At 63.3% G+C, this 24,642-nt stretch carries 22 protein-coding genes and 2 pseudogenes; 3 read left to right on the forward strand and 21 right to left on the reverse strand.

Going from position 1 to position 24,642, the window contains the following annotated elements:
* Positions 1 to 84 precede the first annotated feature (84 nt).
* Together Q0632_RS21775 and Q0632_RS21780 are read right to left on the reverse strand one after the other, a co-directional pair.
* Positions 85 to 666, reverse strand: a complete 582-nt coding sequence (locus tag Q0632_RS21775) for a nucleotidyltransferase family protein (RefSeq protein ID WP_367181238.1) — start codon at positions 664 to 666, stop codon at positions 85 to 87.
* A 77-nt stretch (positions 667 to 743) separates the two neighbouring features.
* Complete coding sequence (locus Q0632_RS21780) at positions 744 to 1,832, reverse strand: serine hydrolase (RefSeq protein WP_298934241.1); 1,089 nt, start codon at positions 1,830 to 1,832, stop codon at positions 744 to 746.
* 226 nt (positions 1,833 to 2,058) lie between these two features.
* On the opposite strand from Q0632_RS21780, the gene Q0632_RS21785 reads away from it, so the two are divergent.
* Positions 2,059 to 3,216 (forward strand): IS30 family transposase, encoded by a 1,158-nt coding sequence (locus tag Q0632_RS21785; protein ID WP_298934243.1) that lies wholly within the window; start codon positions 2,059 to 2,061, stop codon positions 3,214 to 3,216.
* A gap of 37 nt (positions 3,217 to 3,253) precedes the next feature.
* On the opposite strand, the gene Q0632_RS21790 is transcribed toward Q0632_RS21785, so the two are convergent.
* The 7 genes from Q0632_RS21790 to Q0632_RS21820 all read right to left on the reverse strand — a co-directional run bounded on the left by Q0632_RS21790 (position 3,254) and on the right by Q0632_RS21820 (position 14,419).
* On the reverse strand, positions 3,254 to 3,631 hold the full coding sequence (locus Q0632_RS21790; RefSeq protein ID WP_298934245.1) for a hypothetical protein: 378 nt from the start codon (positions 3,629 to 3,631) through the stop codon (positions 3,254 to 3,256).
* A 37-nt stretch (positions 3,632 to 3,668) separates the two neighbouring features.
* Positions 3,669 to 6,782, reverse strand: coding sequence for an efflux RND transporter permease subunit (locus Q0632_RS21795; RefSeq protein ID WP_298934247.1), 3,114 nt, complete (start codon positions 6,780 to 6,782; stop codon positions 3,669 to 3,671).
* A 7-nt stretch (positions 6,783 to 6,789) separates the two neighbouring features.
* A complete protein-coding gene (locus tag Q0632_RS21800; protein ID WP_298934249.1) occupies positions 6,790 to 7,899 on the reverse strand; it encodes an HlyD family efflux transporter periplasmic adaptor subunit in 1,110 nt (369 codons plus the stop codon).
* Entirely contained in the window at positions 7,896 to 8,441 is a 546-nt protein-coding gene (locus Q0632_RS21805) for a hypothetical protein (protein ID WP_298934252.1), read from the reverse strand. The genes Q0632_RS21800 and Q0632_RS21805 overlap by 4 nt, the downstream gene beginning before the upstream one ends.
* A complete protein-coding gene (locus Q0632_RS21810) occupies positions 8,438 to 9,643 on the reverse strand; it encodes a TolC family protein (protein WP_298934255.1) in 1,206 nt (401 codons plus the stop codon). The genes Q0632_RS21805 and Q0632_RS21810 overlap by 4 nt, the downstream gene beginning before the upstream one ends.
* 568 nt (positions 9,644 to 10,211) lie before the next feature.
* Complete coding sequence (locus Q0632_RS21815; RefSeq protein WP_298934257.1) at positions 10,212 to 12,041, reverse strand: cytochrome c/FTR1 family iron permease; 1,830 nt, start codon at positions 12,039 to 12,041, stop codon at positions 10,212 to 10,214.
* A 185-nt stretch (positions 12,042 to 12,226) separates the two neighbouring features.
* Positions 12,227 to 14,419 carry a heavy metal translocating P-type ATPase gene (locus Q0632_RS21820; protein WP_298934292.1) on the reverse strand — a complete coding sequence of 731 codons (2,193 nt, stop codon included), beginning with the start codon at positions 14,417 to 14,419 and terminating at the stop codon, positions 12,227 to 12,229.
* A gap of 215 nt (positions 14,420 to 14,634) precedes the next feature.
* On the opposite strand from Q0632_RS21820, the gene cadR reads away from it, so the two are divergent.
* Positions 14,635 to 15,072 (forward strand): Cd(II)/Pb(II)-responsive transcriptional regulator, encoded by a 438-nt coding sequence (gene cadR / locus Q0632_RS21825; RefSeq protein ID WP_298934259.1) that lies wholly within the window; start codon positions 14,635 to 14,637, stop codon positions 15,070 to 15,072.
* Positions 15,073 to 15,233: 161 nt separating this feature from the next.
* On the opposite strand, the pseudogene Q0632_RS21830 reads toward cadR, so the two are convergent.
* The 4 genes and pseudogenes from Q0632_RS21830 to Q0632_RS22405 form a co-directional block, all read right to left on the reverse strand.
* A pseudogene (locus Q0632_RS21830) lies at positions 15,234 to 15,502 on the reverse strand (helix-turn-helix domain-containing protein); the annotation flags it as partial.
* A gap of 101 nt (positions 15,503 to 15,603) precedes the next feature.
* Positions 15,604 to 15,939, reverse strand: coding sequence for a copper-binding protein (locus Q0632_RS21835; RefSeq protein ID WP_298934261.1), 336 nt, complete (start codon positions 15,937 to 15,939; stop codon positions 15,604 to 15,606).
* A gap of 14 nt (positions 15,940 to 15,953) precedes the next feature.
* The gene (locus Q0632_RS21840; RefSeq protein WP_298934263.1) at positions 15,954 to 19,133 is read right to left on the reverse strand and encodes an efflux RND transporter permease subunit; all 3,180 of its coding nucleotides are present in this window, start codon (positions 19,131 to 19,133) and stop codon (positions 15,954 to 15,956) included.
* A complete protein-coding gene (locus Q0632_RS22405; RefSeq protein WP_367181241.1) occupies positions 19,130 to 19,360 on the reverse strand; it encodes a copper-binding protein in 231 nt (76 codons plus the stop codon). The genes Q0632_RS21840 and Q0632_RS22405 overlap by 4 nt, the downstream gene beginning before the upstream one ends.
* Before the next feature lie 21 nt (positions 19,361 to 19,381).
* Between Q0632_RS22405 and Q0632_RS22410 the strand changes: the two genes are divergently transcribed.
* On the forward strand, positions 19,382 to 19,483 hold the full coding sequence (locus Q0632_RS22410) for a hypothetical protein (RefSeq protein WP_367181242.1): 102 nt from the start codon (positions 19,382 to 19,384) through the stop codon (positions 19,481 to 19,483).
* Positions 19,484 to 19,534: 51 nt separating this feature from the next.
* Here the strand turns inward: Q0632_RS22410 and Q0632_RS21845 are convergent.
* The 8 genes and pseudogenes from Q0632_RS21845 to Q0632_RS21880 form a co-directional block, all read right to left on the reverse strand.
* A pseudogene (locus tag Q0632_RS21845) lies at positions 19,535 to 20,707 on the reverse strand (efflux RND transporter periplasmic adaptor subunit); the annotation flags it as partial.
* Entirely contained in the window at positions 20,704 to 21,933 is a 1,230-nt protein-coding gene (locus Q0632_RS21850) for a TolC family protein (RefSeq protein ID WP_298934267.1), read from the reverse strand. The pseudogene Q0632_RS21845 and the gene Q0632_RS21850, both read right to left, overlap by 4 nt.
* Positions 21,934 to 22,009: 76 nt before the next feature.
* Positions 22,010 to 22,414: a hypothetical protein gene (locus tag Q0632_RS21855; RefSeq protein WP_298934295.1), complete on the reverse strand. Its 405-nt coding sequence runs from the start codon at positions 22,412 to 22,414 to the stop codon at positions 22,010 to 22,012.
* A gap of 79 nt (positions 22,415 to 22,493) precedes the next feature.
* Positions 22,494 to 22,949, reverse strand: a complete 456-nt coding sequence (locus Q0632_RS21860; RefSeq protein WP_298934269.1) for a hypothetical protein — start codon at positions 22,947 to 22,949, stop codon at positions 22,494 to 22,496.
* A gap of 7 nt (positions 22,950 to 22,956) precedes the next feature.
* The gene (locus Q0632_RS21865; protein ID WP_298934271.1) at positions 22,957 to 23,214 is read right to left on the reverse strand and encodes a hypothetical protein; all 258 of its coding nucleotides are present in this window, start codon (positions 23,212 to 23,214) and stop codon (positions 22,957 to 22,959) included.
* 119 nt (positions 23,215 to 23,333) lie between these two features.
* Entirely contained in the window at positions 23,334 to 23,675 is a 342-nt protein-coding gene (locus Q0632_RS21870) for a copper-binding protein (RefSeq protein WP_298934273.1), read from the reverse strand.
* 11 nt (positions 23,676 to 23,686) lie between these two features.
* Positions 23,687 to 24,145: a DUF411 domain-containing protein gene (locus Q0632_RS21875; protein WP_298934275.1), complete on the reverse strand. Its 459-nt coding sequence runs from the start codon at positions 24,143 to 24,145 to the stop codon at positions 23,687 to 23,689.
* Complete coding sequence (locus tag Q0632_RS21880) at positions 24,142 to 24,633, reverse strand: cupredoxin family protein (RefSeq protein ID WP_298934277.1); 492 nt, start codon at positions 24,631 to 24,633, stop codon at positions 24,142 to 24,144. Before Q0632_RS21880 ends, Q0632_RS21875 begins: the two co-directional genes overlap by 4 nt.
* Positions 24,634 to 24,642 lie beyond the last annotated feature (9 nt).

Below are 24,642 nucleotides of genomic sequence, written 5' to 3' on the forward strand. Positions count from 1 at the left end.
CCGCCGTTCGGCGGCCTTCGGTCATCGATCAGCGCAAGGGCCGGAGTGTTTCCACACAGCCTCGGCCGGAAGCAGACGTTCGACTCAGCAAGGCACGACGTGCACATTCGGCCACCGTTCTCGGAAGCGCTTTTCAGCAAGCCGCTGCTGGTAAGTCGCCACACTGACCCGCGCAGGGTTCCTGCGAACCCTCATCTGGAACAGATCGGTCAGTCCGTGGGGAGCGACCACGCTCATTCTTCCGTACCTGTCCAGCGACAGCCCACCACAGGTAGCGAACTCCGGCCAAGACGCGACGGCCTCCTCCAGAGATTGAAGCGGGGGCACCGCATGACCGAAGTGAGATTCGAACCAGAGGTGAACGGCAGCTTGGTTCGTGACCTCCCACGGAATGTGGGGGCAACAGGCCGACAGCCGTGCCTGTAGGACCTCATCAGTCTCCAGACTCAGATCTTGCGCATTGAAGTGGGCAACATCTACATCCGGAAGCTTGGATGGAACCGAATAAGCGTGAAGGTGGTCCCACACCAAGTTTCGCACCGCGCCGGCGCCGATGCACCACTCCTCGACTCGCATCCCCTGCACTGCCCTCAATGCAGTCATGAACCATGTTGAGCCGCTCGCGATTTCGATGAGTCGCCCGTGCAAACCCGTCTCTTCTCTCATAGACGAAGCATAGTCTTTACGGGTCGGTGTTTGCCCGACTTCGTGGACTTCTAAGCCTTCATTTGAAGGCGAGTAGCCTAGCGATGCCTACGGTTTGACTCTCGGTCCCTCGCGTTCGCGGCCGGGACTACTCTCGCCTCAAGTATTAGGCGCACCAGTTCTCCGAACTGTCTCGCGTTGACGGACTGCCCGCGGATATCTGTATTCACGCGATGGACAAGGACGAGGTCCATGGAGGGTATTACTAGGAGATAGTGTCCGCCAGCGCCTTGTGCGGAGAAGGAACCAGCCGGCAGGTTAACGAATGGCAGGTGCCTGCCATTAACTGCCACCCACCACAGATAGCCGTAACCCCCGGCGAAACCCGCATCCGAGTGTGCTGCAACACTGTCCTTTACCCATGTGCTGGGAATGATCGAGTTGCCCTCCCAATTGCCTCTGTGTAGGTACAGCAACCCGAATCGAGCGAGGTCACGTGCGCTCATTCGGAACGGGTACGCGGCATGTATGGAGTCGCGGCCTCGGAAGTACTCGCCGTCTCCGCTGCGCCAATCCTCCATGCGCAAGGGTTTGGCAATTCTTGCTTGGAATGCTTCAAAAATGTCGGTCCCCGTCGCCTGCACATAGATCGTGCCGAGGGCGTTGAAGTCCCAATTGTTGTAGTACCAGAAGGTGCCGGGGGAATGACTGCCACGTAGCGGTCGCATTGCCGCCATGCCGGGAGTTTCGTAAAGTGCAGGGTGGTACACGCCCGAGCGAGCCGTGATGAGTTGCCGCACGGTTGCGCGCCTCTCGCCCTCCGTGAGGGACGGTTCGTTGTCATCGATACGCAATTCCGCCAGTGTCGAATCCAACGATACGGTACCGTCCCCGACGGCTATTCCATAAAGCGCGCTGACCAAGCTCTTGCGGATCGAATGCACGTTGAGGCGCTCCGCAGTGCGACCCCACTGCGTCACAACCCGCCCCTGAACCACAAGCATGACTGCGGCTGTGTCAATGCTTGATGCGTGGGCCTGCGCGGCGCGTAAGCCCTCGCTAGAGAAACCCGCGTCCTCTGGAGTTGCAAACGATTCCCAATGTTCACGGGGGAACGTGCCCGTCGCGGCCGACGGTAGGGACACCAGGAACAACAGGAGTGCGATGATCCAAGGACAACGACGCATCTGCCGATGGTAGCTCTTACCCTGTCAGCCTCTAGCCATCACGCAGCAAGCAGCTTCGTTGGGCCCCGAAGGGAGCCTCAGCATGAATTTGAACGGCAGAGAAGACTCACAATTGGAATCGCTACGGCAGCCAATGTCCAGCCCTCGAAAGCGCGTCCGCTTTTGGCGGCGGATTCAACCGGTCGATGCAACACACTGAAACTGCGAGAGCAGAAGGAGTGTGTGAATGCGCAGAAGACCGACCTACTACACCGACACGCAGAAGGCGCTGATGTGGGAGCGCTGGAAGAAGGGAGAGACGCTCCATCAGATAGCCAAGCTGTTTGACCGGCCGCACACGTCAATCCGAGGTGTGTTGGCCGAGACAGGTGGCTTCCGGCCTGCCGAGCGCCGCCGCTCCCGTCTTGCCCTGACTTTGGCCGAGCGCGAGGAGATCTCCCGTGCAGTGGTTGCCGGCGAATCCATCCGCTCGGTGGCCACCCGGCTTGCGCGCTCTCCCTCGACCATCAGCCGGGAGATTCACCGCAACGGAGGCGCCTCCTACTACCGGGCAGCCCAGGCCGACCAGGCTGCGTGGGAACGGGCGCACCGGCCCAAGACATGCAAGCTGGCCCAGAGCCCGGCGCTGGCGCGGCTGGTAACGGCCAAGCTGCAAAGCCAATGGTCGCCAGAGCAGATCGCTGGCTGGCTCCAGCATACTTACCCGGGCGACGAGAGCCTGCACGTGTCACACGAAGCCATCTACCGCAGCCTGTTCATTCAAGCCCGAGGGGCCTTGAAGAAGGAGCTGCTTGAGCACTTGAGGCGCACACGCGGGATGCGGCGCTCGCGGCACCACACCCAGAAGACTGCTATCCACGGCCAAATTGCCGATGCCGTGTCCATTAGCGAGCGTCCGGCGACGGTGGAGGACCGGGCTGTGCCTGGGCACTGGGAAGGTGACCTGGTGTTCGGTAGCGGCAACAGCCAGATCGCGACCTTGGTGGAGCGTCAGACGCGCTACGTGATGCTGGTCAAGGTGGCGGGCAAGGACACGCAGACGGTGGTCGATGCCCTCGCGCGGCACGCGCGCAAGCTGCCGCAGGAGCTGTACAAATCACTCACCTGGGACCGTGGCAAGGAGATGGCCGGCCACAAGCGCTTTACCCTGGCGACTGACATCCAGGTGTACTTCTGTGATCCTCAGAGCCCGTGGCAGCGCGGCACCAACGAGAACACGAATGGGCTGCTCAGGCAGTACCTGCCCAAGGGCATCGACATCTCTGGCTACTCTCAGGCCAGCTTGAATGCGATTGCGAGAAAATTGAATGAGAGGCCCAGGAAGACTCTGGGCTTCAGAACACCGGCTGAAATGTTCAACGACTGTGTTGCGTCGACCGGTTGAATCCGCCACCCAAAGCGGACCTCGCGAGCAACACGGCTTACTTGATCTCGAACCGCGCTACCGTCGCCTGCTTCCCTGCCAGGGTGACGGATGCGATGCCCTTAGTTCCCTTGGCGATCTTGAAGCTCCCTTTGGCTTCCAGCTTGTCCCCGGCCGGAACAAGGTCTACCTCGGTCTTCTCGGTGCCATTGAGAAGCGTCAGCTTCCCCTTGGCACCTTCGACCTTCACCGGCTTGCTATGGTCACTGGGATACACCTGAATCAGGTCCGGCTTGGCCACGATCTCCATGTCCAGCGCCTTGCCCTCCACAACGATTCCGCCGTGCTTCGGTTTGTGATCATCGTCCCCGAATGCCGCACCAGCGTAGGCAGTCAGCGCGATTGCCGCCGCAGTGGCCATGGTCTTTAACTTCATACGAGGTTTCCTTTTAGTTGGACGGTGGATAGAGTGATCAGTAGGCTTCGCTGCCGGCCTGGTTGACTAGGTTTTCAATCGGTTTGCGGCCAAACAGCTTGACCATGGCAGGCGTCAGGAATGAGTCGAGCAACGTCGACGTGATGAGGCCTGCGAAGATCACCACGGCCACGGGATGCAGGATTTCCGTGCCCGGCTGGTCGGCCTCGAACAGCAGCGGCGCCAGGGCCAGTGCTGCGACCAGTGCGGTCATCAGCACAGGCGTCAGCCGTTCCAGCGAACCACGCACAAGCATCCTGTCATCGAAGTTCTCGTTCTCGAAGGCGCACAGGTTGATGTAGTGCGACACCTTCATGATCCCGTTGCGGATGGCGATGCCCGCCAGGGTGATGAAACCCACAAGCGCCGCCACCGACAGCGGCTGGCCCGACAGCCACAGCCCGAACACGGCGCCCACCAGCGCCAGCGGGATGTTGGCCATGATGATGGCCGCCAGGACGCCGGACTTGTAGCGCGAGTAGAGGATGAGGTAGATCAGCGCCACGGAAGCAATCGACAGCAGGCCGATCAGCCTGCTCGCGTCCTCCTGGGCCTGAAATTGGCCGCCGATGGTGATGAAGTACCCCTCAGGCAGCCGGACCTGTGATGTCACCACGCGGATATCGCTCACCACGTCGCTGAGCGCACGGCCTTGCGCGTTTGCCGAGACAACGATACGGCGGCGTCCATCGTCACGGCTGATCTGGTTGGGACCGTCGGACTCCTCCACCGTGGCCAGCTGTGACAGCGGCACGCGCCCGCCTGGCGTATCGATGAAGAGGTTGCGCAGCCCGTCCAGGCCCCGGGCCGACTCCGGCAGGCGCAGCACCAGGTTGAAACGCCGGCTGCCTTCGACGATCTGCGTGACCTTTTCACCGTCGATCAGCATTTGCAGCTCGCGCAGCAGCTTGGCCGGTGGCAGCCCATAGCCCAGTGCCTTGTCATAGTCCACGCGCACCTGGATCTGCGGCGTCAACACCTGCTTCTCCACCTGCAGATCGACAACACCTTCGATTCCTGCCAGCTGCTGGCGCAGCCCCTCGGCCTGGCCGCGTAGTGTGTCCAGGTCATCGCCATAGATTTTGATGGCGATCTGCGTGCGCACGCCCGACAGCATGTGGTCGATGCGGTGGCTGATCGGCTGGCCGATCTCGATAGATGCGGGCAGAGTGGAGACCTGCTCGCGCAAATCGGCGTAGATCTGCTCGACGCTCCTGTCGCTGCGCCGCAGCCGCACATCGAGTTCCGACACATGGACCCCTTCGGCGTGTTCATCCAGTTCCGCGCGGCCGGAACGCCGGCCCACGTGCTCGACTTCTGCGACCTTGCGCAGATTGTTCTCCGCCACCGTGCCCACGCGCGTGGTTTCCGCCAGAGTGGTCCCGGGGTTCAGCCGCACGCCCACCAGCGCCGTGCCTTCGTTGAATGGGGGCAGGAAGGTGGTCGGAAAGAATGGCACGGCAGCCGCAGCCAGCACAACCGCTGCAACGCCGGCCAGCAGCCATGGCTTGGGCTTTTGCAGCAAGCGCTGCAGGCCGCTCTGGTAACGGACTTTCACCCACGCCTGCAGCCGGGTGTCGCCATGGTCCATGCCCTTCATGCGAGGCAGCAGGTAGTAGGCCATCACCGGAGTGACAGTGACGGAGACCAGCATGGAAGCCAGGAGCGAGACGATGTAGGCCACCGCCAGCGGCTGCATCAGCCGCCCCTCGATTCCCGGCAGGAAGAACAGCGGCATCAGGACCAGGACGATGATGACGGTGGCATAAAGGATCGCCGAGCGCACCTCCAGCGTCGAACGCGCTATCAGCTCCAGCGGTCCCATCCGGTGCTCCGGGTGCGCGCTTCGGTCCATCTTCAGGCGCCGCAGGACGTTTTCCACGCCAACCACCGCGTCGTCCACCAGGCCGCCGATGGCGATCGTGAGGCCGCCCAGGGTCATGGTGTTGATCGAGAAACCGAAGTACTTGAACACCAGCACGGTGATCATGACCGACAGCGGGATGGCCGTCAGCGCAATCAGCGTGGTGCGCACATTCATCAGGAACAGGTAGAGAACGACCGCGACGACAAGCGCCGCCGCCAGGAACTTGCCCTGCAAGGTCTGCACCGAGGCCTCGATGAAGCTGGCCTGCCGCATGGTGACGATCGGCTCACCCATGCCCGGTGGAAGGCTCTTCTTGAAGCCGGCGAGGGCATCCTCCACAGCCGCGGTGAGTTTCACGGTGTCGGCATCGGGCTGCTTCTGGACGCCCAGCAACACGGCCGGCTTGCCGTTGTAGCCTGCGTCGCCCCGCTTGATAGCAGCTGCGAAAGCTACCGTGGCGACTTGGCTCAGGCTGACAGGCTGGCCGTTGCGAAAGGCCACGGGGAGCCGTTGAAGATCTTCGATCCGGGTGGTGCGCCCGATGTTGCGGATCAGGTATTCCCGAGAATTGAGTTCCAGGAAGCCGCCGCTGGTGTTGCCGGAAAAGCCCTTCAGCGCATCCTCGACGTCCTCAATGGTCACACCCAACGCCGCCATTCGCTGTGTGTTCGGTTGGACCTGGTACTGACGCACTTCACCACCGATAGGCACCACCTGAGCCACGCCAGGAATGGTCAGCAGGCGGGGCCTGATGACGAAGTCGGCGTACTCACGCACCACCATCGGACTGATCCTGGCCGGGTCGATCGGCAATGCAACCGACATGATCTCGCCCATGATGGAGCTCACCGGCCCCATGCCAACATGCTCGACGCCTGCGGGCAGCTGCTCGCGCACTGTGGAGAGCCGTTCGCCCACCATCTGGCGTGCGCGGTAGATGTCGGTTTTCCAGTCGAAGGTGACGTAGACGAAGGCCAAGCCGACGCTGGACACCGAGCGGATGCTTTCGACACCCGGGATGCCGCCCATGGCGGTCTCCAGCGGCGCAGTGATCAGTTGCTCGACTTCCTCCGGCGCCATGCCACCGGCCTCTGCCTGCAGCGTGACCGTGGGCTTGTTGAGATCCGGAAACACGTCCACAGGCATCCGCGTTAGGGTGAACGCGCCATAGACCATGAGGATCACCGCGGCAATGGCAACGATGAGGCGGTTGTGCAGGGAGAAATGGACAAGTTTTTCAAACATGGGGACCTCAGCGAACCTGGTTGACCAGGGCGGCGCCCTGCGTCACCACGCGCTCCCCGGCTTTCAGGCCATTCACCACGGACACCGAGGCGCCATCCAGCGGCACTGTGCGGACCGGCCGCGCCTCGAACGCCTCGGCTTCGGTGTGCACCCAGACGATGTCCTGATTGCCGGCACTCTTGACCACGGACTCGGCGGGAACGGGAATGCCTTGGATGAGCGTTCTTGTCTGGACGAGGACCTTCACGGGCTGGTTCACCGCCAGAGGGACCGCTGCTGTACCGACCGTGCGGAACAGCAGTGGGATCGCACCTTCACGTTGGCTGCGGCCGGCGCCGGCAAAGCGCAGCTGCACGCTGTGGCCGGCTCCTGTGCTCGCGCTGGCAGATGCGATGCCGGCGGGCAGGGCGACATCGAAGGCCTGCGCTTCGACCACCAACCGCGCGGGGTCAACGATCTCGAACAGGATTTCGCGGGCGTCCACCACCTGTCCCGCCACCACGTTGGCCGAAGAGATGACGCCGCTGACGGGTGCCACCAGAGCCTCGCCGGCCGAGACTGAACCGCTGACGGCAGCAAGGCGCTGCTGCAGACTGGTGACATCGACTTGGGCTGCCTCGATGTCCTTCTGGGGCACGGTCCCTTCCAACTGGGCGAGCCGCGCGGCGCGGCGCCGTGCCGTCTCCAGTTGGGCCGCTAGTTCCGCACCCTGGGCCTGCTGATTGGCCCGGTCGATTGCGCCCGCCGAGGCCCGCACGACAGCGAGGATCTCGCCCTTGCGCACGGACTGGCCAAGCTGGGGAAGGCCCTTGGGACCGGCTTCGATGCGTCCCGCCTGCGTCGGCTGGACCCGGCCGCCTGCATTGGCGTCCATCAGTACCCGTCCGGTGAGCTCTACGGTCTGTGGCAATTCCTTGCTCTCGGTCACCACCGTGCGCACAGCCAGCTGGCGTTGCGAGGTCTTGGGCAAGAACACACTGCCGTCGGGCTGGCGCTTGGGTGCGTTGCCCGTGGCTGCGGAAGCCGGGGCGCCATGGTCATGGCCCTCACCCGCCCAGACGGGATGGATAGACAAAAGGGTGGCGATTGCCGCCACGGGGAAAAGATGCTTATTCATTTCTTCAACCTGTATCTGCGCGCGGCAAAGGTGGCGAGTGCGAGGACGAGGGCAGCGGCCAGGGCATAGCCAAGCCATTGCGGCCAGCGGGGCGGAGCGTCGGCGGCGTGCGCGTGCGGATCATGGATGTCGAGATCGCCAGCCAAAAGGTCTGTATCCGGACCGGCCGCCACAGTGAAGGAAAAAGGAAGATCGCCAGGCTTGGCCAATGCAGCAAATGCGATCTGGTAAGTGCCATCGGCCTGTGGCTGCGCAGTGCCTTTGTCCGTGCCGGACTCGTAGTCGATCCTGGCGCCCGCAATAGGCTCGTTGGTCGCATAGCGGTCCAGATACACGGTCATCCGGCCTTTGTCGACGACGCCGACAAGTTCGAACAGGTCCGAGTGCACCTGGATGCGCGGGCTGGCGGTCCCTGCGGGCGCGGGCGCGCCGTGGTCATGGTCGTCAGATGCGAAGGACGACATGGCAGCAGTGCACACAAGGGTGGTCAGGAAGCTGCGGAGCAATCTGGCGATGAATGTGTTGGGAGGAAAGGTGGTCATGGAAGGATCCCGTAGGCTTGATTCAGTCGGGCGGTGGCGCGCTGAGTTTCCAGGCGCGCCTTGGCATGGGCCAGTTCTGCCTCGAAGCGCTCGTTGTCTGCACGCAGCCGCGTCGGCAGGTCGCTTTCCCCGAGGCGGTACGACTTGGCGATGAGGTCCTGGACCTCGCGGCTGCCCCGTTCCCGGTCAGCAGCGAGCGACTCAGCCCGGCGCGCTGCGTCCAGGTCGCTGCGCACTGCATCGCGCTCCGCTTCTATGGCGCGCACCGCGGCCAGGGCTTGCGCATCGGCTTCGTCTACTTCAGCCTGCGCGGCTGCCAGCTTGGACGCGTTGCGGCTTGCGCTGCCCAGCGGAATGCGCAGAGCAAGCCGCAGCGAGTTGTCGCTGGCAAAGCCGGATGCTGGCCGTTCCCGCGTCATACCCACACCGACTTCCATTGGCTCCCTGCGGTCTGCTTGCGCCAGCGCCAGCCGCGCTTGGGCTGCACGAAGCTGTGCCTGGGCGGACAGCACGGCGGGATGGTCTTGCGGGCTGCCGGGCGCTTCGTCCAGGCTGGCCACACTGGCCAGACCCGTTAATGCCCGCCATTGCGACAAGGCGCGTGCCAGCGCGCCTTCGGCGAGTGCATGTCCGGCGCCCGACTGGCGTTGCGTCGACTGCGCTTGCAGGGAGTCCACCCTGGCGGCGTCGCCGGCCTTGACCCTGCGCTCCACATCGGCTGCCAGCAGTTGCGCCTCGCGCAGCTTGCCTTGGGCGATGTCGCGCTCGATGCGGGCCGCTGCAGCTTGTGCTGCCAACTCGCGCACCTCGGCCGCTAGCTTGAGCTTGGCCAGTGCGTACTGGCCAGCCAAAGCGGCGCGGTCCGCATCGACCTGTTCCGAGGTGCTCCGCCGCACGGCTGGCGTCCAGACGGGTGCGGAGACCTCGATCTCATCTTCGCGCAGGCCCCCATTGCTGCCCAGACGGTCCGTGCGATGGGACAGCAAAAGGCTGGGAGGTCCGGCGAAGAGCGATGACGCGGCGCGCGAACGGGCGTCCAGCTCGTTTTGCCGGCTGGCCAGCGAGCGCGCTTGCGGGCTCAATGTCCACGCCGCCTCGACTGCTTGACCCAATGACGACACGGTCTGGGCCTGGCTCGGGCCCGCGACGGCGAGGCACGACCACAGGAAGGCCGCTATGGGCCTGGAAACATACCAATGCATTCAGTTCTCCGGAAGTCAGACACAGGACTCCGGCGAACCGCGACAGAAAGGGGAAGAAAGAAGTTCGCGGCCCGCCGTCAGGCGGCGGACCACTGAGGCCGTTCGTGGCGAACGGCAAAGTTGCCTTGTGCAAGGCGCGCCTCAGACTGGACCAAGAGCCCAGTGTTGCGGGGAAGGACCAGTTGCGCGGGAGCGAGGTCAATCGCGTTGTGAAGTTCGTGGCAGACGTTGCCGGAGCAACATGTGTCGGCGAGGGGATTCGTCGCGCTTAGCTGTGTCTCCTCTGCACCCTCTGCCGTTTCGCTGGCCACCTGGACCTGGGAAGACGCTGCCGCTGGTAGATCGTCCGTGCACACGTGCGCGGTGGCCAGTCCCATTTGCAGAGACAGCACAAGGACCAGCAGCGAAAGCCAGAAGCGCTTCATCGGCGTGGATCGTAGCAGGAAGGAATTGGCCCGCGTCGAGGTCAGGACTTGCCCGCCCACAGCAAGACCGGGCTGTTAGCCCGCTCTTGACCACAGCCAGCATCAAAAAACTCCAAAATGCAGGTTCTTGCGCCCTTAGACATCTAATTCGAGGCAGTGCCAAATTTTTTGGCTGCGACATGGGCATTCCATACAAATCCGACAGCGATCAGGATAGCCATCGACAGTTGGGCGACGATGCCTTGCAACGAAGGGTAGATGCCGAGCAGGTCGATGCGCGGCACGTTGAAGACCGTAGCGTCAAGCCATCCGGCTTCTTGCAGGGCGGCAATCCCTTTACCTGTCAAAACCACAGCGAGCACGGCAACCAGGGCAGAGCTCCAGGTGAAGAATCTGCCGATCGGCAGGCGTGCGCTAAAGCGCAGCAACGCTACGGCGATGATGGCCAGAACGACCAAGCCGCTGGCCAGTCCCCCAAGAAGAGCCGGGTGGTTGCCCTGTTCCCAGAGCGCCGCGTAGAACAAGATGGTTTCGAACACCTCGCGATAGACCGCGATGAACGACAGACCGAACATGAACCAGGCGGATTTTCGGCTGAGGGCCGCTGTAAGTTTGTCGTGAATGTACTTCTGCCAGGCTCCGGCCATGCTCTTCTGGTGCATCCACATCCCGACACTGAGTAGCACCACCGCAGCAAATAGCGACGACAGGCCCTCGGTGACCTCGCGGCTAGCGCCACTGATACTGACAAAGTAGGTTGCCACGGCCCAGGTCACCGCGCCCAAAACCAGTGCACCGATCCATCCAGCATGCACGTAGCGCAGCATGTCGCTGCGCCCGGCCTTGCGCAGGAACGCAATCATGGCCACAACGACAAGCAGTGCTTCCAGGCCTTCCCGCACCAGAATTGTCAGGCTCCCCAGGTACGCAGCTGTCGCGTCCGCGCTGGAGCCGAGCAGTGCGTCCGCCTCCTTGAACAACTCGTCGATGACGTGGATCTGCGCTCGCAGTTCCGGCAGCGAGGCTTTGTCGGCCAGCAGCGAACGGTACTTTCCCATCGCCGTCTCTATTCGCCCCATTAGCGCCGAGTCGCGCGTGGCGAGTGTTGGCTCAATGGGCTCCACTCCATCCAGGTATGCCGACAAGGCGAGGTCTTTGGCGTTCCCGTTGTCACCTCTTTCGAGCGCCTGGATGCTCTGCGCCAGTTTTTGGCGCGCGACATCGAAACTGATCGCTCTGTTTTGCACCACTGCTTCCGGATGCGCATGCAGATAGGCCATGGTTGCCGCCGCAGGCACTTCGCCTACTTGCGCCGCCAGGTCGGCCTGGGTCATTCGGGATAGCGAATCCAGGTTCGTGAGTTGGGCGCGAACCGCCGCATTCTCAACCCACACTTTCTGGCCGGCGGCAACTTCCTTGTCATCGTGCGCAAACTGACCGATGAAAAACGCCAGCGCCCAGCGGTCGGATTCGGAAATGCTGGCAAAGCTGGGCATGGCCGTCCCGTCGATGCCTTGGCTGATCGCTTGGTAAAGAGCAAAGGCACTTCGCTCTCGCGCCCTGTCCTTGTCTGTAAATGCGACGGGTCGAGGGTCCAGCTTGAGACCTGCAGGCCCGTCGCCGCTGCCAGTCGCACCATGGCACGTAGCGCATTGGGCCTGGTAGACCCCTACCGCTTGGGCCATTGACGGAGCGGTAGCAGGCGAGGACGGCACCGGGTAGGCCGCAAGCAAATGATTGGCCAGTGACTTGGCCAATGAGGCCACTTCCGTGGGACTCTTCTTCGCTTCAATGGCAGCGGAGAGCACCTGTGCCTCGCGGATCAACGCGGCTTGTTCGGGGTGCGGCTCAAGCGCAGTCAGCTTGCTTTGGCTCGTCTTGGCGAATTCGCGCATTTCCTCGAATTCAGACGGGCTGATGACTGCACCGTCCTTGACCGCGCCGGCATAGTCCACGGCAAGGTAGTCGAGCATTTGCCACACCCGACGGACGTCCGCCTCTGCTGCACGTGCCGCTGTACCAAAGGTCAGAGCCAACGCGAAAAGGAGTGCGGCGTATGCCCTAAACCCGTTTGAAATTATCATAGTCAACCCGCAAATCAAATCGTTTCTAGCGATGGAGGCCTGACTGAAAAGTAGCGGTCAGGCCCGACAAGCAATCAGCTCACATGGGAACCTTGTTGAGCCTGAAGGACGGCTTTGGCGTCCGCGTTCTTAAGGCCCTTCAGCAGCCGCAAGCCGTTGGCCACCACAAGCAGGCTGGCCCCCATATCCGCGAAGACAGCCATCCACATGGTGGCGCTGCCGAATACGGCCAGCACAAAGAAAACGGCCTTGATGCCCAGCGCCAGCGTGATGTTCTGCCAGAGCACGGCGTAGGTCTTCCTCGATAGGCGGATCGTCTCGGGCACCTTGCGCAGGTCGTCGTTCATGATGATGACGTCGGCCGCTTCCTTGGCGATATCGGTGCCGGCTCCTCCCATCGAGAATCCGACGGTCGCCGCCGCCAGACTGGGCGAATCGTTCACGCCATCTCCCACCATACCCACAGGCTGCGACGCACCGAGTGCCTGCACGGCTTGCTGTTTGTCCTGGGGCAGCAGGTCCGCCCTGACGTCCTCGATGCCAACCTGGCTGGCTATGGCTTGCGCCGTCGATTGGTTGTCCCCGGTCAGCATCACGCTGCGCACGCCTAGCGCCTTCAGCTCTGCGACGGCCTGCCGGCTGGTCTCCTTCACTGTGTCCGCCACCGCAAACAGCGCCAGCACGCCGTCGGCGCTTGCCAGTAGCGACAGCGTTCGTCCTTGCGCTTCGTGCTGCCGCATCGCTGCCTCGATCTCCGGCGCGCACTGACCACGCTCGTGGATCCAGCGGTGGTTGCCCAGCACGTACTCCTGGCCACCCACGGTCCCGCGCACGCCTTTGCCTAGTTCGGCGCCGAACGATTCGACGGGCAAAGCGTCGGCCTGCAGGCCGGCAGCGACTGCTTTTGAGACGGGATGGTCCGATCGCGCCGCCAGACTCTTGGCAATGCGCAGCACCTTGTCTTGGTCAATCGAAGTGGACAGGATCTCGCGCGCCACGAGTTTCGGCTTGCCCTCCGTCAAGGTGCCCGTCTTGTCCACTGCAATGACACGCAACGTGCGGGCCTGCTCAAGGTAGATGCCGCCTTTGATGAGGATGCCGCGGCGCGCGGCTGCCGACAGGCCGCTCACCACTGTGACAGGCGTGGAGATGACGAGTGCGCAGGGGCAAGCGATGACGAGCAGCACCAGCGCCTTGTACAGCGCTGCCAGCCAGGTCCAGCCGAACGCCAGCGGCGCGACGACGGCAACGAGCAGCGCTAGGACGAAAACCGCCGGCGTGTAGACCGCAGCGAAGCGGTCGACGAAGCGCTGCATGGGTGCGCGCTGTCCTTGGGCCTCCTCGACCGCATGGATGATGCGCGCCAGCACTGTGTCGGACGCCGGCTTGGTGACCTCAAATTCCAGTGCGCCGCTCTGGTTGATGGTGCCGGCGAAGACCTCATCACCGGGTTCTTTGTCGACAGGGATGCTCTCACCGGTTACTGGTGACTGGTCAACCGCTCCGCGGCCGGTGGTCACGCGACCGTCCAGCGCGAAGCGCTCGCCGGGCTTGACCCGAGCGGTGGCACCGACAAGGACCGACTTGGCATCTTGCAGAACCCAGGAGCCATCGAGCTGCCGAATCTCGGCCTGCGGCGGCGACAAGGCCAGCAGGCCGGCGATGGCGTTTCGCGCACGCTCGAAGGACCGCGCCTCGATGAGCTCAGCCAGCGAGTAGAGCGCCATGACCATGGCGGCTTCCGGCCATTGGCCGATGAGGAAGGCGCCGAGCACGGCTACGCTCATCAGCGCGTTGATGTTTAGCTGCCCACGCAACAGGGCTGACAAGCCCTTCTGGAACACCGTCAGACCAGACAGGGCGATGGCGCTGGCGGCCAGAGCCATGCCCGCCACCTTCAAGACCATGGTCTCAGGCGCTAGCAAATGGAGCAGCTCGGCCAAAGCTGCCACCGCCAGCGCCGCCACCAGACGCCACAGATCGGCGCGCTGCGCTGTCGCCGTAGCTTCGGCCGTCGGTGGCGCCGACAGCGTCTCGGTCTTGAAGCCGGCCCCCTGAATGGCGGCGACAACCGCCTGCCAAGCGGCTTCGGACGTGTCGATCATCAGAGTGCGGGCGGCAAGGTTGAATTGCAGACGCAAGCCTGCGAAAGGCTCCAGGACCTGTCGGATCTGGCCTTCCTCGACCGCGCAATCCATGGCCGGGATGCGCAACAGCAGCGCACCAGGCGGCACGGCGGCCGTTGTTGCCGCAGCCGGCTCGGGCATGCAGCACGCCGTGTCGTCGCAGCAAGCTGCCGGAGCCGCCGGCGCGACAGGAGCTGCCTTCAAGGGGATCACGCGCCGCTGCGTCTTGCCCTGCTCGTTATCGGTGTTGGGGGATTGGGACATGGTTTTTTCCTGATTCTGGCTATTTGACTCCCTGTAGTCACTACAGAGTCAAGTCCCTACAATCACCCTGGAATCCCAGCAAGGAACGTCCCATGAAGATCGGCGAGTTGGCCACCGCCTCCTCAACCCCTATCGAGACCATCCGCTTCTACGAGCGTGAAGGGCTGCTGCCCGCCCCGTCGAGGACTCAAGGCAACTTTAGGATCTACGAGTCGCCCCACCTGGAGCGGCTGCAGTTCATCCGCCACTGCCGCGGGCTGGACATGTCGCTGGACGAGGTCCGTGTGCTGCTACGCGTCAAAGATGCTGGTGCGCAGGATTGCGGCGATGTCAATGCGCTGCTGGACGAACATATCAGCCACGTAACGACCCGCATCAAGGAATTGCGGGCGCTAGAGAAGCAGCTGAAGAACCTCAGGCGGTTGTGCTGCGCGTCGCAGACTGCCGATCAGTGCGGCATCCTTGCCGGACTGGCAGTCGCCGCACAGGATGGTGCCGCCGCCCCGCGGGCGCGCAACCACCTGCGCTGAGGTTCACAACTGGCGCGGCTGGAAAACGATGATCCCCATCCCCGCTAGGCTGGCGGCGGCGCCCGCCATATCCCAGCTTGTCGGCCTGACGCCAGTTGCAGTACTGGATATTGGGCAGTGTCAAATATGCTGTCCAAAAAAGAGAAAAGCCCGCTACCTGTGTGGATCTGCCTCAAAGTGCGCCGCTGTTTCCGCGATTTTGTTGCCTCGATTCCTGGCCAGGTGACCAGCTTCTCGGCGTAGGGATCGAGCTTGCTGAAGCTGACCCGCCGTGCATACCTGGGCTCCGTCTCTTCCGAGTGCAGGTATTTCTTGACGGTGTTGCGAGCCAGGCCTGTACGCCTTGCGATCTCGCGGATGGACATCTGATTCGTAGTGCTCAACGACTGAGGACATTCAATGTCGCCACGTCTGTGGCGATGTGGAACATCGCGATTGCCTTCGGGGTTGGCTTGGCACTTTGGCAATTCATCAAAAGCGGCCGTCTCAACCCCTAGCGGCGCCGGCGCGCGGTCTCAGACCCTCGGCAGGCTAGCGCGCCGGCTTCAGCTCTGTCACGGTCGCCTTGCCGCCGACCATCTCGGCCTGGAATTTGACCTTCTGGCCGACCTTGATGCCCTGGAGCATCTTCTTATCGGCAACATCGAAGCCCATAGTCATCGCAGGCATGCCGAGATTTGGAAGGTCGCCGTGGTTCAACACGATGAGCCCCTTCTCCATGTCGACCTTTTTCACTTCAGCAACGACGAGTGGCATGGTCGACTTGCTGGCCGACGCAGCAGGCGCCACTGGCTTGGCTGTGCCTTGTGCTTGAACGCACGTAGCAGCAACCAGAATGAGGGCGCATAGGAGACGGGAGGCTTTCATGGGGAGCTCCTGGATTATGGGCTTGAGGATTGATGAATCACGGTGCCATCAGGCACAGGTAGGGGCTTGAGTTCTTGGCGTCGCCGACGGTGCAGCAAGTACCACGCGGCCGGAATGACCAGCATGCTGAGAAGCGGCGCGGTGACCATCCCGCCCACCATGGGGGCAGCGATACGGGTCATGACTTCCGAGCCGGTGCCGCTTCCCAGCAGGATAGGCAGCAAGCCGCCCATCACCACAGCAACCGTCATGGCTTTGGGGCGCACGCGCAGCACAGCGCCTTCCCGGATGGCAGCGAGCAAGGTTTCATCGTTGTCCGGCTCTCCCGCCGCAAGGCGCCTGGAATAGGCGTTCTTCAGATAGACCAACATCACGACTCCGAACTCCGCCGCAAGGCCTGCGAGCGCAATGAACCCCACAGCTGTCGCAACGGAAACGTTGTGCCCGAGAGCCCAGACCAGCCAGAAACCGCCCACCAAGGAAAAGGGCACCGCGGCCATCACCAATCCCGCATCCTTGACCGACCGGAACAGAAGGTAGAGCAGCACAAAGATGACTGCCAGCGTCGCTGGAACCACCACCTTCAAGCGCTGCGTGGCTCGCTCCAGATACTCGAACTGGCCGGACCAGGAGACCGAGTAGCCGGCTGGCAGCTTGACCTCCTTCGCCACTGCGGCCTGCATGTCATTGACGACCGACCGCAGGTCCCTGCCGCGCACATCGACGTACACCCAACCGGACAGGCGTGCGTTCTCGCTGCGCAGCATTGGCGGCCCTTCCTGAATGCTCACCCGTGCGACGTCCTGCAGAAGGAGCTGGGCCCCTTTTTCCGTCACGAATGGCAGCGTGCGCAGGCTCTCTAGCGAGTCTCGAACCTCACGTGGGTACCTAACATTGATTGGGAACCGCTCTCGTCCATGGATGACTTCGCCGACGTTCTCACCGCCGATGGCTGTCGACACGATGCTCTGAACGTCGGCCACCGAAAGCCCGAATCTGGCAGCGGCCGCCCGGTCGACATCGACGTCGATGTACCGCCCACCAGTGAGCCGCTCTGCGAGTGCGGACGACACACCTGGCACCTTCTTCACGGCCGATTCAATCTGACCGGTCAGGCGGTCGATGGCCAGGAGGTCCGCGCCGGCGACCTTCACCCCCACTGGGCTCTTGATGCCGGTGGCCAGCATGTCGATGCGGTTGCGGATGGGTGGCACCCAGACATTCGAGAGCCCTGGCACCTTGACGACGCGGTCCAGTTCCTCGACCAGCATGTCTGGTGTCATGCCGGCGCGCCACTGCGCACGCGGCTTGAACTGGATGGTGGTCTCGAACATCTCCAGCGGCGCCGGGTCCGTGGCCGTGTCTGCGCGCCCGGCCTTGCCGAACACCCGGTCCACCTCGGGCACGGTCTTGATGAGGCGGTCAGTCTGCTGCAGCAATTCCGAAGCCTTGGAAGCCGATAGTCCAGGCAAGGCGGAAGGCATGTACAGCAGGTCCCCTTCATCCAGGGGCGGCAGGAACTCTCCGCCCAGACGCATCACCGGAACGACGGTCAGCGCCAGGAGCACAACGGCGACGGCGAGCGTGGCTTTGGGGAAGCGAAGAACCGCTTCAAGAGCCGGCCGGTAGATGGCCGTCAAGAACCGGTTCAGGGGGTTCGATGCCTCGGGGGGAATGCGCCCACGAACGAGGTATCCCATGAGGACAGGCACGAGCGTCACCGAAAGGCCGGCTGCGGCCGCCATGGCGTACGTCTTGGTGAACGCCAATGGTGAGAACAGCTTTCCCTCCTGCGCCTGCAAGGTGAACACCGGGACGAACGAAAGCGTGATGACCAGCAGCGAGAAGAACAGTGCGGGACCAACTTCGACGGAGGCTTCGGCCACCAACTCCCAGCGCTCCGCTAACGTTGGTCCGCGGCCATGCTGGTGCTCGAATGTCTCCAGGTGCTTGTGCGCGTTCTCGATGAGCACGATGCTGGCATCGACCATGGCACCGAGCGCGATGGCGATGCCCCCCAGCGACAGGATGTTCGCGCTGACGCCTTGCCACTGCATGACGATGAAGGCGGCCAGCACGCCCACCGGCAGGGTCACCACCGCAACGAAGGCGGAACGCAGGTGGAAGAGGAACACCGCACAAACGAGTGCGACAACGGCGAACTCTTCGACGAGCTTCCACCCAAGGTTGTCGACCGCTCGGTCAATGAGAAGCGAGCGGTCGTACGTCGCGACCACCTCGACGCCAGGCGGCAGGCTGGACTTCAGGCCGGCCAATTTGGCTTTCACCGCCTCGATGGTCGTCTTCGCGTTCTTGCCGGACCGCATGACGACCACGCCACCCGTGACCTCGCCCTGGCCATCCAGTTCGGCGATGCCGCGGCGCATCTCCGGGCCCATCTGGACGAAAGCGACGTCGCGCAGGAGCACCGGCGTCGCCCCCGACACATTGATGGGAATCGTGCGGAAGTCCTCCAGCGACCGGAGAAACCCGCGCGAACGGACCATGTATTCGGCTTCGGCAAGCTCCACGACCGAGCCGCCGGCGGCCTGATTGGCCTTCTGGAGCGCTTCCATGACCATGCGCTGGGTCACACCCAGGGTGCGCATGCGCTCCGGCTCAAGCACCACCTGGTACTGGCGCACCATGCCGCCGATGCTGGCCACCTCCGCGACATCGGTGACCGTCTTGAGCTCGAACTTCAGAAACCAGTCATTCAGCGCCCGGAGCTGCGAGATGTCGTTCTTGCCGCTGCGGTCGACCAATGCGTACTCATAGACCCAGCCCACCCCGGTCGCATCCGGGCCCAGCGAGGCATTGGCACCTGCCGGCAGCTTGCTTTGCACCTGGTTCAGGTACTCCACGACCCGCGAACGTGCCCAATACGGGTCGGTCTTGTCGTCGAACAGGACATAGACGAACGAGTCTCCGAAGAAGGAGTAGCCCCGGACAGTCTTGGCACCCGGCACGCTGAGCATCGTCGTGGTCAACGGATAGGTGACCAGGTCTTCGACAACTTGCGGTGCCTTGCCCGGGTAGGGTGTGCGAACGATGACCTGCGTGTCCGAAAGGTCGGGAAGCGCGTCGAGCGACATGTGCTGCGCTGACCAGATGCCCGCTAGAACAATGGACACCGTCGCCATCAGCACCAGGAAGCGGTTGCCGATGGACCACCGAATGAGGGCGGCTATCACTTGCCGGCTCCAGTGGGCTGCACGTTGACCAGCTCGTAACCCATTGGGCCGCCCTTTTTGAACGTGAACTGGACGTTGTCTCCGGGCTTGACGCCGGGGAACGACTTGGCGCCTGGCTTGCCGAACCCCATCGTCATGCCCGGCCACTTCAGCTCCGGCACGGGGCCGTGTGAGATGGTGATGCCGTCGGGCTCCACGCTCTCGACCTTGCCGGTGGCGGCAAAGATGCCGCCACCGGCAGCGGCCGTTTGCGGAGCGGCAGCGGCCGTTTGCGGAGCGGCAGCGGCCGTTTGCGGAGCGGCGGCGGATGCAGGCGGCGCGGCGGCGGTTGCGGGCGGGGCGGCGACTAGACCTCCGGCAGCCATGCTTCCCAAAACCGACTTCAACCGGGCCTCGGAGTCCACCAGGAACTGACCGCTGGCGACGACCTGGTCGCCTTCGCTCAGTCCGTGTGAAATCTCCAGTTGGTCGCCGAAGTCGGCGCCCATGTGCACCTCCCGCGGTTCAAAGGAGCCACCTTCCCTGCGGAGGATGACCACGGCACGCGTTCCGGTACGGATGACCGCTTCGGCAGGCACGACCAGGCGTGACGCCGAGGCGCCGGCCACCTGAAGGCGCAACAGCATGCCTGGCACCAGGCGGCCTGCCTTGTTGGCGACTTCGAACCGGGCCTGCACGGTTCGCGTGTTCGCGCTGACCTGCGGAAGGATTTCTTTCAGCTCGCCGTCAAAGGTCTGTGATGCGTCCGCCTGCAATGCTGCTTTGACCTTCTGCCCGCGAACCAGCCGGACGGCCTGGACTTCCGGAATCTCGGCCACGGCCCAGACCTTCTCGAGTCCAGCAATCCGGAAGAGTGTCGTACCCGCTGTCACGGCCACGCCTTCCCGGACTCCGAGCTCTACGACGACGCCGTTCACCGGCGCCGACACCGTGAAGCGCGCCTGCGCGGCGCCCGCCTGCTCACTTTGCCGCAGCAATGCGTCCGGAATCGACAGGGCACGTATGCGGTCGCGAGCAGCAGTCACAAGCTCTTCAGAGACTCCAGCCCGCTTGAGCGCCAGATACTCGTTCTGTGGCCCCAGCCAGTCTGGCGCGTAGATGGTGACCAGGGGCTGCCCGCGGCGGACGTACTCCATGGGCGCCCGCACCAGGAGACGTTCGACGTATCCGTTCACGCGGGTCTGGACGGCCTCGGTCAAGCGCTCGTCGAATTGCACGGCTCCTACGGCCTCGAAAGAAGTGGCTAACTGCGAGCGTGTGACCGTCGCCGTGCGGATTCCGAGGTTTTGCTGCACCTGGGGGCTGACCTTCACGCCGCCGCTGTCGGTCTGTTCGTCGGCGTAGACCGGCACCAGTTGCATGTCCATGAACGGCGACTTGCCCGGCTTGTCGAATCTCGGGCCCGGCACCATGGGGTCGCGCCAGTAGAGCACCTTGCGCTCGGCCGAGGGCCCGGTGGAAGCAGCGCTGGCGACACTCTCCGCCGGTGCGCTGGCGTGCTTGCCGGCGAGGAAGCCGCCTGCTACGAGGGCCAACGTTGCCACTACGGTGGCCGCAACGTGAACGCGCTTCATGGGGCACCTCCGGAAACAGGTTTGAAAGCAAGCTGGGCCTGCACCTTGGCCAGGTCACGTTGCAAGTTCAGCAGCTTGCGCCGCGTATCGACCTCGGCGTGCCGGGCCTCGAAGAGCGTCACGAGGGACACCTGGTTGGACCGGTAGCCAGCCAGTGCGGCCTGGGTACGTTGCTGCGTCGGCACGACGACAGTCGCCTGGTAGCGCTCAATGCGTTGGCCCAGGCGCTGGGCATCGCTGGCCAAGCCGTGAAATTCGGCGCGCGCCATGCGGGTGGCCTCCTCGAGTGCTGCCTCAGCCTTCTCGACGAGTACGAACTTGGCGGCCGTTTCTCTGTCCTGCCGCTCACCGGGCGAAATCTGCAGTGGGATGTTGACGCCGACAGACACCAGGTCCGAGAAGCCGGTGCGCTGGCCATACGAGGCTTGCCAGGTCCAATTGGACTGGCGGTTCGATGCTGTGGATGTTGCTTCTGCCCGCACAAGTTCGATATCTCGCTGCGCGGCCAGGACAGCCGGATGAGAGGCCACGTACGACTGCTCACTCAAAGGAGCTGGAAGCGCTGGGGCGGCAAGGGCATCCGGCATCACGCCGACCCAGCGCTGGAGGGCGACGAGCGCGGATGCTTGAACTTGGGTCACCTCTGCCGATTCGTCCTGCGCGACGCCGCGGGCAGCCGTCAGCTGCAAGACTTCCTGGCTGTTCCCGGTCGACGACGACAAGCGGGCCTTCGCAGCTTCGGCCTCCTCGTGGACGTGGTGCTCGGAAAGTGTCGTGAGCTTGAGCGATTCGCCTGCGTAGTACGCGTCGAGGTAGGCCAACGCAGCCTGCAGTCGGGTGTCGGCAAGAGCCACCCCTTCCATGACCGCTTCCCGCCGGACCTGGGCCTGGGCAGCCGCCTGGCGCAGGGAGCGCCGCTCGGAAGACACCCACTCCTGGCTGATGCCCAGCCGCTTCATGGTCATGGATTCCGCCGTGGTGCGGAACCGGTCGGGGCCGGTGACGGGCAGGTTGTCAATGCCGACGCTCAGCACTGGGTCCGGCAGTTGGCCGGCTGCCCGGGCGGCCTCGGCTGCGCCTGCGGCGCCGGCGCGCGCTACTCGAGCGGTCTGAGAGCGCTCCGTCGCGAGTTGCAACGCCTGGTCAAGGCTGAGGGGTGCGGCCCAACCGGGCGCGGACAGCATCGCCGTCGCTACGGCAACCGCTGAAGAAAGACGGATGAACATGGCATCTCCGAGGACAAGTAGGCGTTTGTCGGGTCGCGGGCGAAACCGCGCCGACGCCGGTCAGTCGACGGAGTTGTCAGATGCGAAGTCTGAGCGTTGAGAGGAAAAGAGGGGCCGGAGGTGGTCGAGGCTCGCCGACGGTTGCGCAGCGAGTCGAATGGGCGGTCGCTTCGTCCATCACCAATGGAATAATCAAGACGTGCACGACGGCCGGCAGGCTGACTGTTGGCAGTTTGACCGCGTCAAGCGACTGCGGCGCGTTCAAACAGTGCTGATGGCAAAGCACGGCTTGCGCTTGGTCCACCGGTACACCGGTGTCCATGCCCTCACAGGGCTGACCGTCGGCCATCACCATGGCGTCCATGCCGGCCTCGGCCTGTGCAGCCTCAGAAGGACAGACGTAATTCGCCAACGCCAGCTGGGAGAACAGCAGCGACAGCACCACCAGAACGGCGGTGAACGGGCGAGAGCAACGGCGCATTTTCACGGAGAGTTTAGAGCTTAGTCCTATTCGGCGTCACCAGGTTATGCAATCGCTAGGTGTCCGGGGCCCCAGGGTGTCACTTCTCTCGCACGTAGAGCAAGAGCGCCGCCACCCACGGCGCTGTGAACGCCAGAAGTAGCCATTTGAAGTCAGAGTCGATGATGAAGTTCACAACGACCATCAGGCCAATGGACGTGAGGCCGCTTACCGCAGCGACCCAGACGGCACCGGGCGTTCGGCTGCGGAAGCTGGTTCTGGCCAAGTAGCAAGTCAGTAGCCCGGTGGAGACCATGTAACCGCCCATGACCCAGAAAACGCGTGGCAGCCATAGAAGCAGACCCGGGAAGGAACTGCGTATTTGCTCCAGCGACGTACCCATGAAGCGAGGGTCTTCGGGAAGAAGCGCTGGGCGGATGAAGATGAAGTACAGGCCCAGCCCAATCAGAATGACGCCGCCGAGCGTTAGCGCGCTCGAGGAGAGTTGAGCGCGGTTCTCCACGACACCAATTGGGGCCGCGCCTTGCTTGGTCATTGCCACCCTACTTGCACTGCTCGTGCATTGCCACCATTTGCTGGCGCATCTCAGGCGTCATCGACTTCATGTGCTCCTGCATCATCGCCTGCTGCTCTGCGGAGGGCTTGCCGCTCATCATCTTCTTGTGCATCTCGCAATGGGACTGCATATCCATCGCACCCATGTTCGCGTGAGCATGGTTGTCGCTCTTCGCAGGAGCGGCGGCACAGCCGGCCAACAAGCCGACCAAGGCCAGGGGGAGGAAAAATTGAATCAGCTTCATTGGGCTTCCTTTCATGTTACAACTGCGACGCCAAAGTGCCGCCCTATTCACAGGCTACGCCCGGGCAGGCACAACAGGGTTGACGTGCGTCAAGCGTCTCCATCTGGTTGGGACTCAGGTCATTTCGCGGGCTCAATGGCGATGACGATGAACGCACCGTCTTTCTTGTCCGCAGTGAATCGAACCTTGTCACCTTGCTTCAGGCCTTGCAGCAGTTTCGGGTCTGCAGCTGTGAAGACCATCGTCATCGCCGGCATGTCCAGGTTCGCGAGCGGCCCGTGCCGGAGCGTGACCTTGCCTTGTTCGAGGTCTACCTTGCGCACCTCGCCCTCGGACTGGGGCGCACTGGCCCCTGCGACGGGATGGTGCGCGGCGTGGTCGGCGTCTTTGGTCGCTGGCTGCGCCCCGACGGTTGACGCCACCAGCACGGCGGCGAGGGCTAACGTGTGCATTGCTTTCATGTGAATCTCCTTTAAGTCTTGGGGTAGCTGGCGAACACGCTGGAGCGGCCCGCCTTGTCGATGAGAAGCACCTGGAACGGGTCCTTGCGGGAGCCCATTTCCATGCCGGGTGACCCCACGGGCATGCCAGGCACGCTGAGGCCGGCTGCCGCAGGCTTCTTGGCCAAGAGGCGCTTGACTTCCTCGGCGGGCACATGGCCCTCCAGGGCGTAGCCTGCAACCACGCCGGTGTGACAGCTGCCGAACGAATCGGGAATTCCGTAGCGCTTGCGGATGGCGCTGGTGTCAGGCGTCTCATGCACCTTGACCGGGAAGCCAGCAGCTTTCATGTGCTCCACCCAGGCGCCGCAACAGCCGCACTCCGAGTTCTTGTAGACCTCCACCTGCGGCAAGGGCGCCGCGGCAAGCGAGGGCAATGACGCGATTGCTGCCGCAACTGCGGCGAGTGAGAGAAGATTTCTTCTGTTCATTTGACGGCTACCTTTCCAACCATGCCGGCCTCGAAGTGACCGGGAATCAGACAGGCGAACTGGAACTCGCCGGCCTGGGTGAATTGCCACACGATTTCTCCGGTGGCACCTGGCTTCACGTGCGCCATGCTGGGCGCGTCGTGCTCCATACCGGGATGCTTCTTCATCAGCTCGGCATGCTCCTTGAGCGCCTGGGCGGTGCCGAGCACCATCTCGTGGAGCACGGCACCTTTGTTCGCGACGACCAACCGGACTGTCTCACCCTTGCGTACCGTGAGGCTCCCCGGCTCGAAGCGCATCCGGTCGTTCATGGACACGCGAATGGTCCGGGTCACCTTCTTCGGGTCACCCTCTTGACCGAACGGAGTGGCCTCAACCTGGCTGGCGTCGAACTGCTTCGGCGTGGCGTGCGCCTGGTTCTCATGCGTGAAGACAGACCCGCTGGCGAACAGAAGCGTCAAAGCGAGGATGTGAGCGGTGTATTTCATTTGTTCTCC

This window comes from uncultured Ramlibacter sp. (assembly GCF_936925435.1).
GTDB lineage: Bacteria > Pseudomonadota > Gammaproteobacteria > Burkholderiales > Burkholderiaceae_C > Ramlibacter.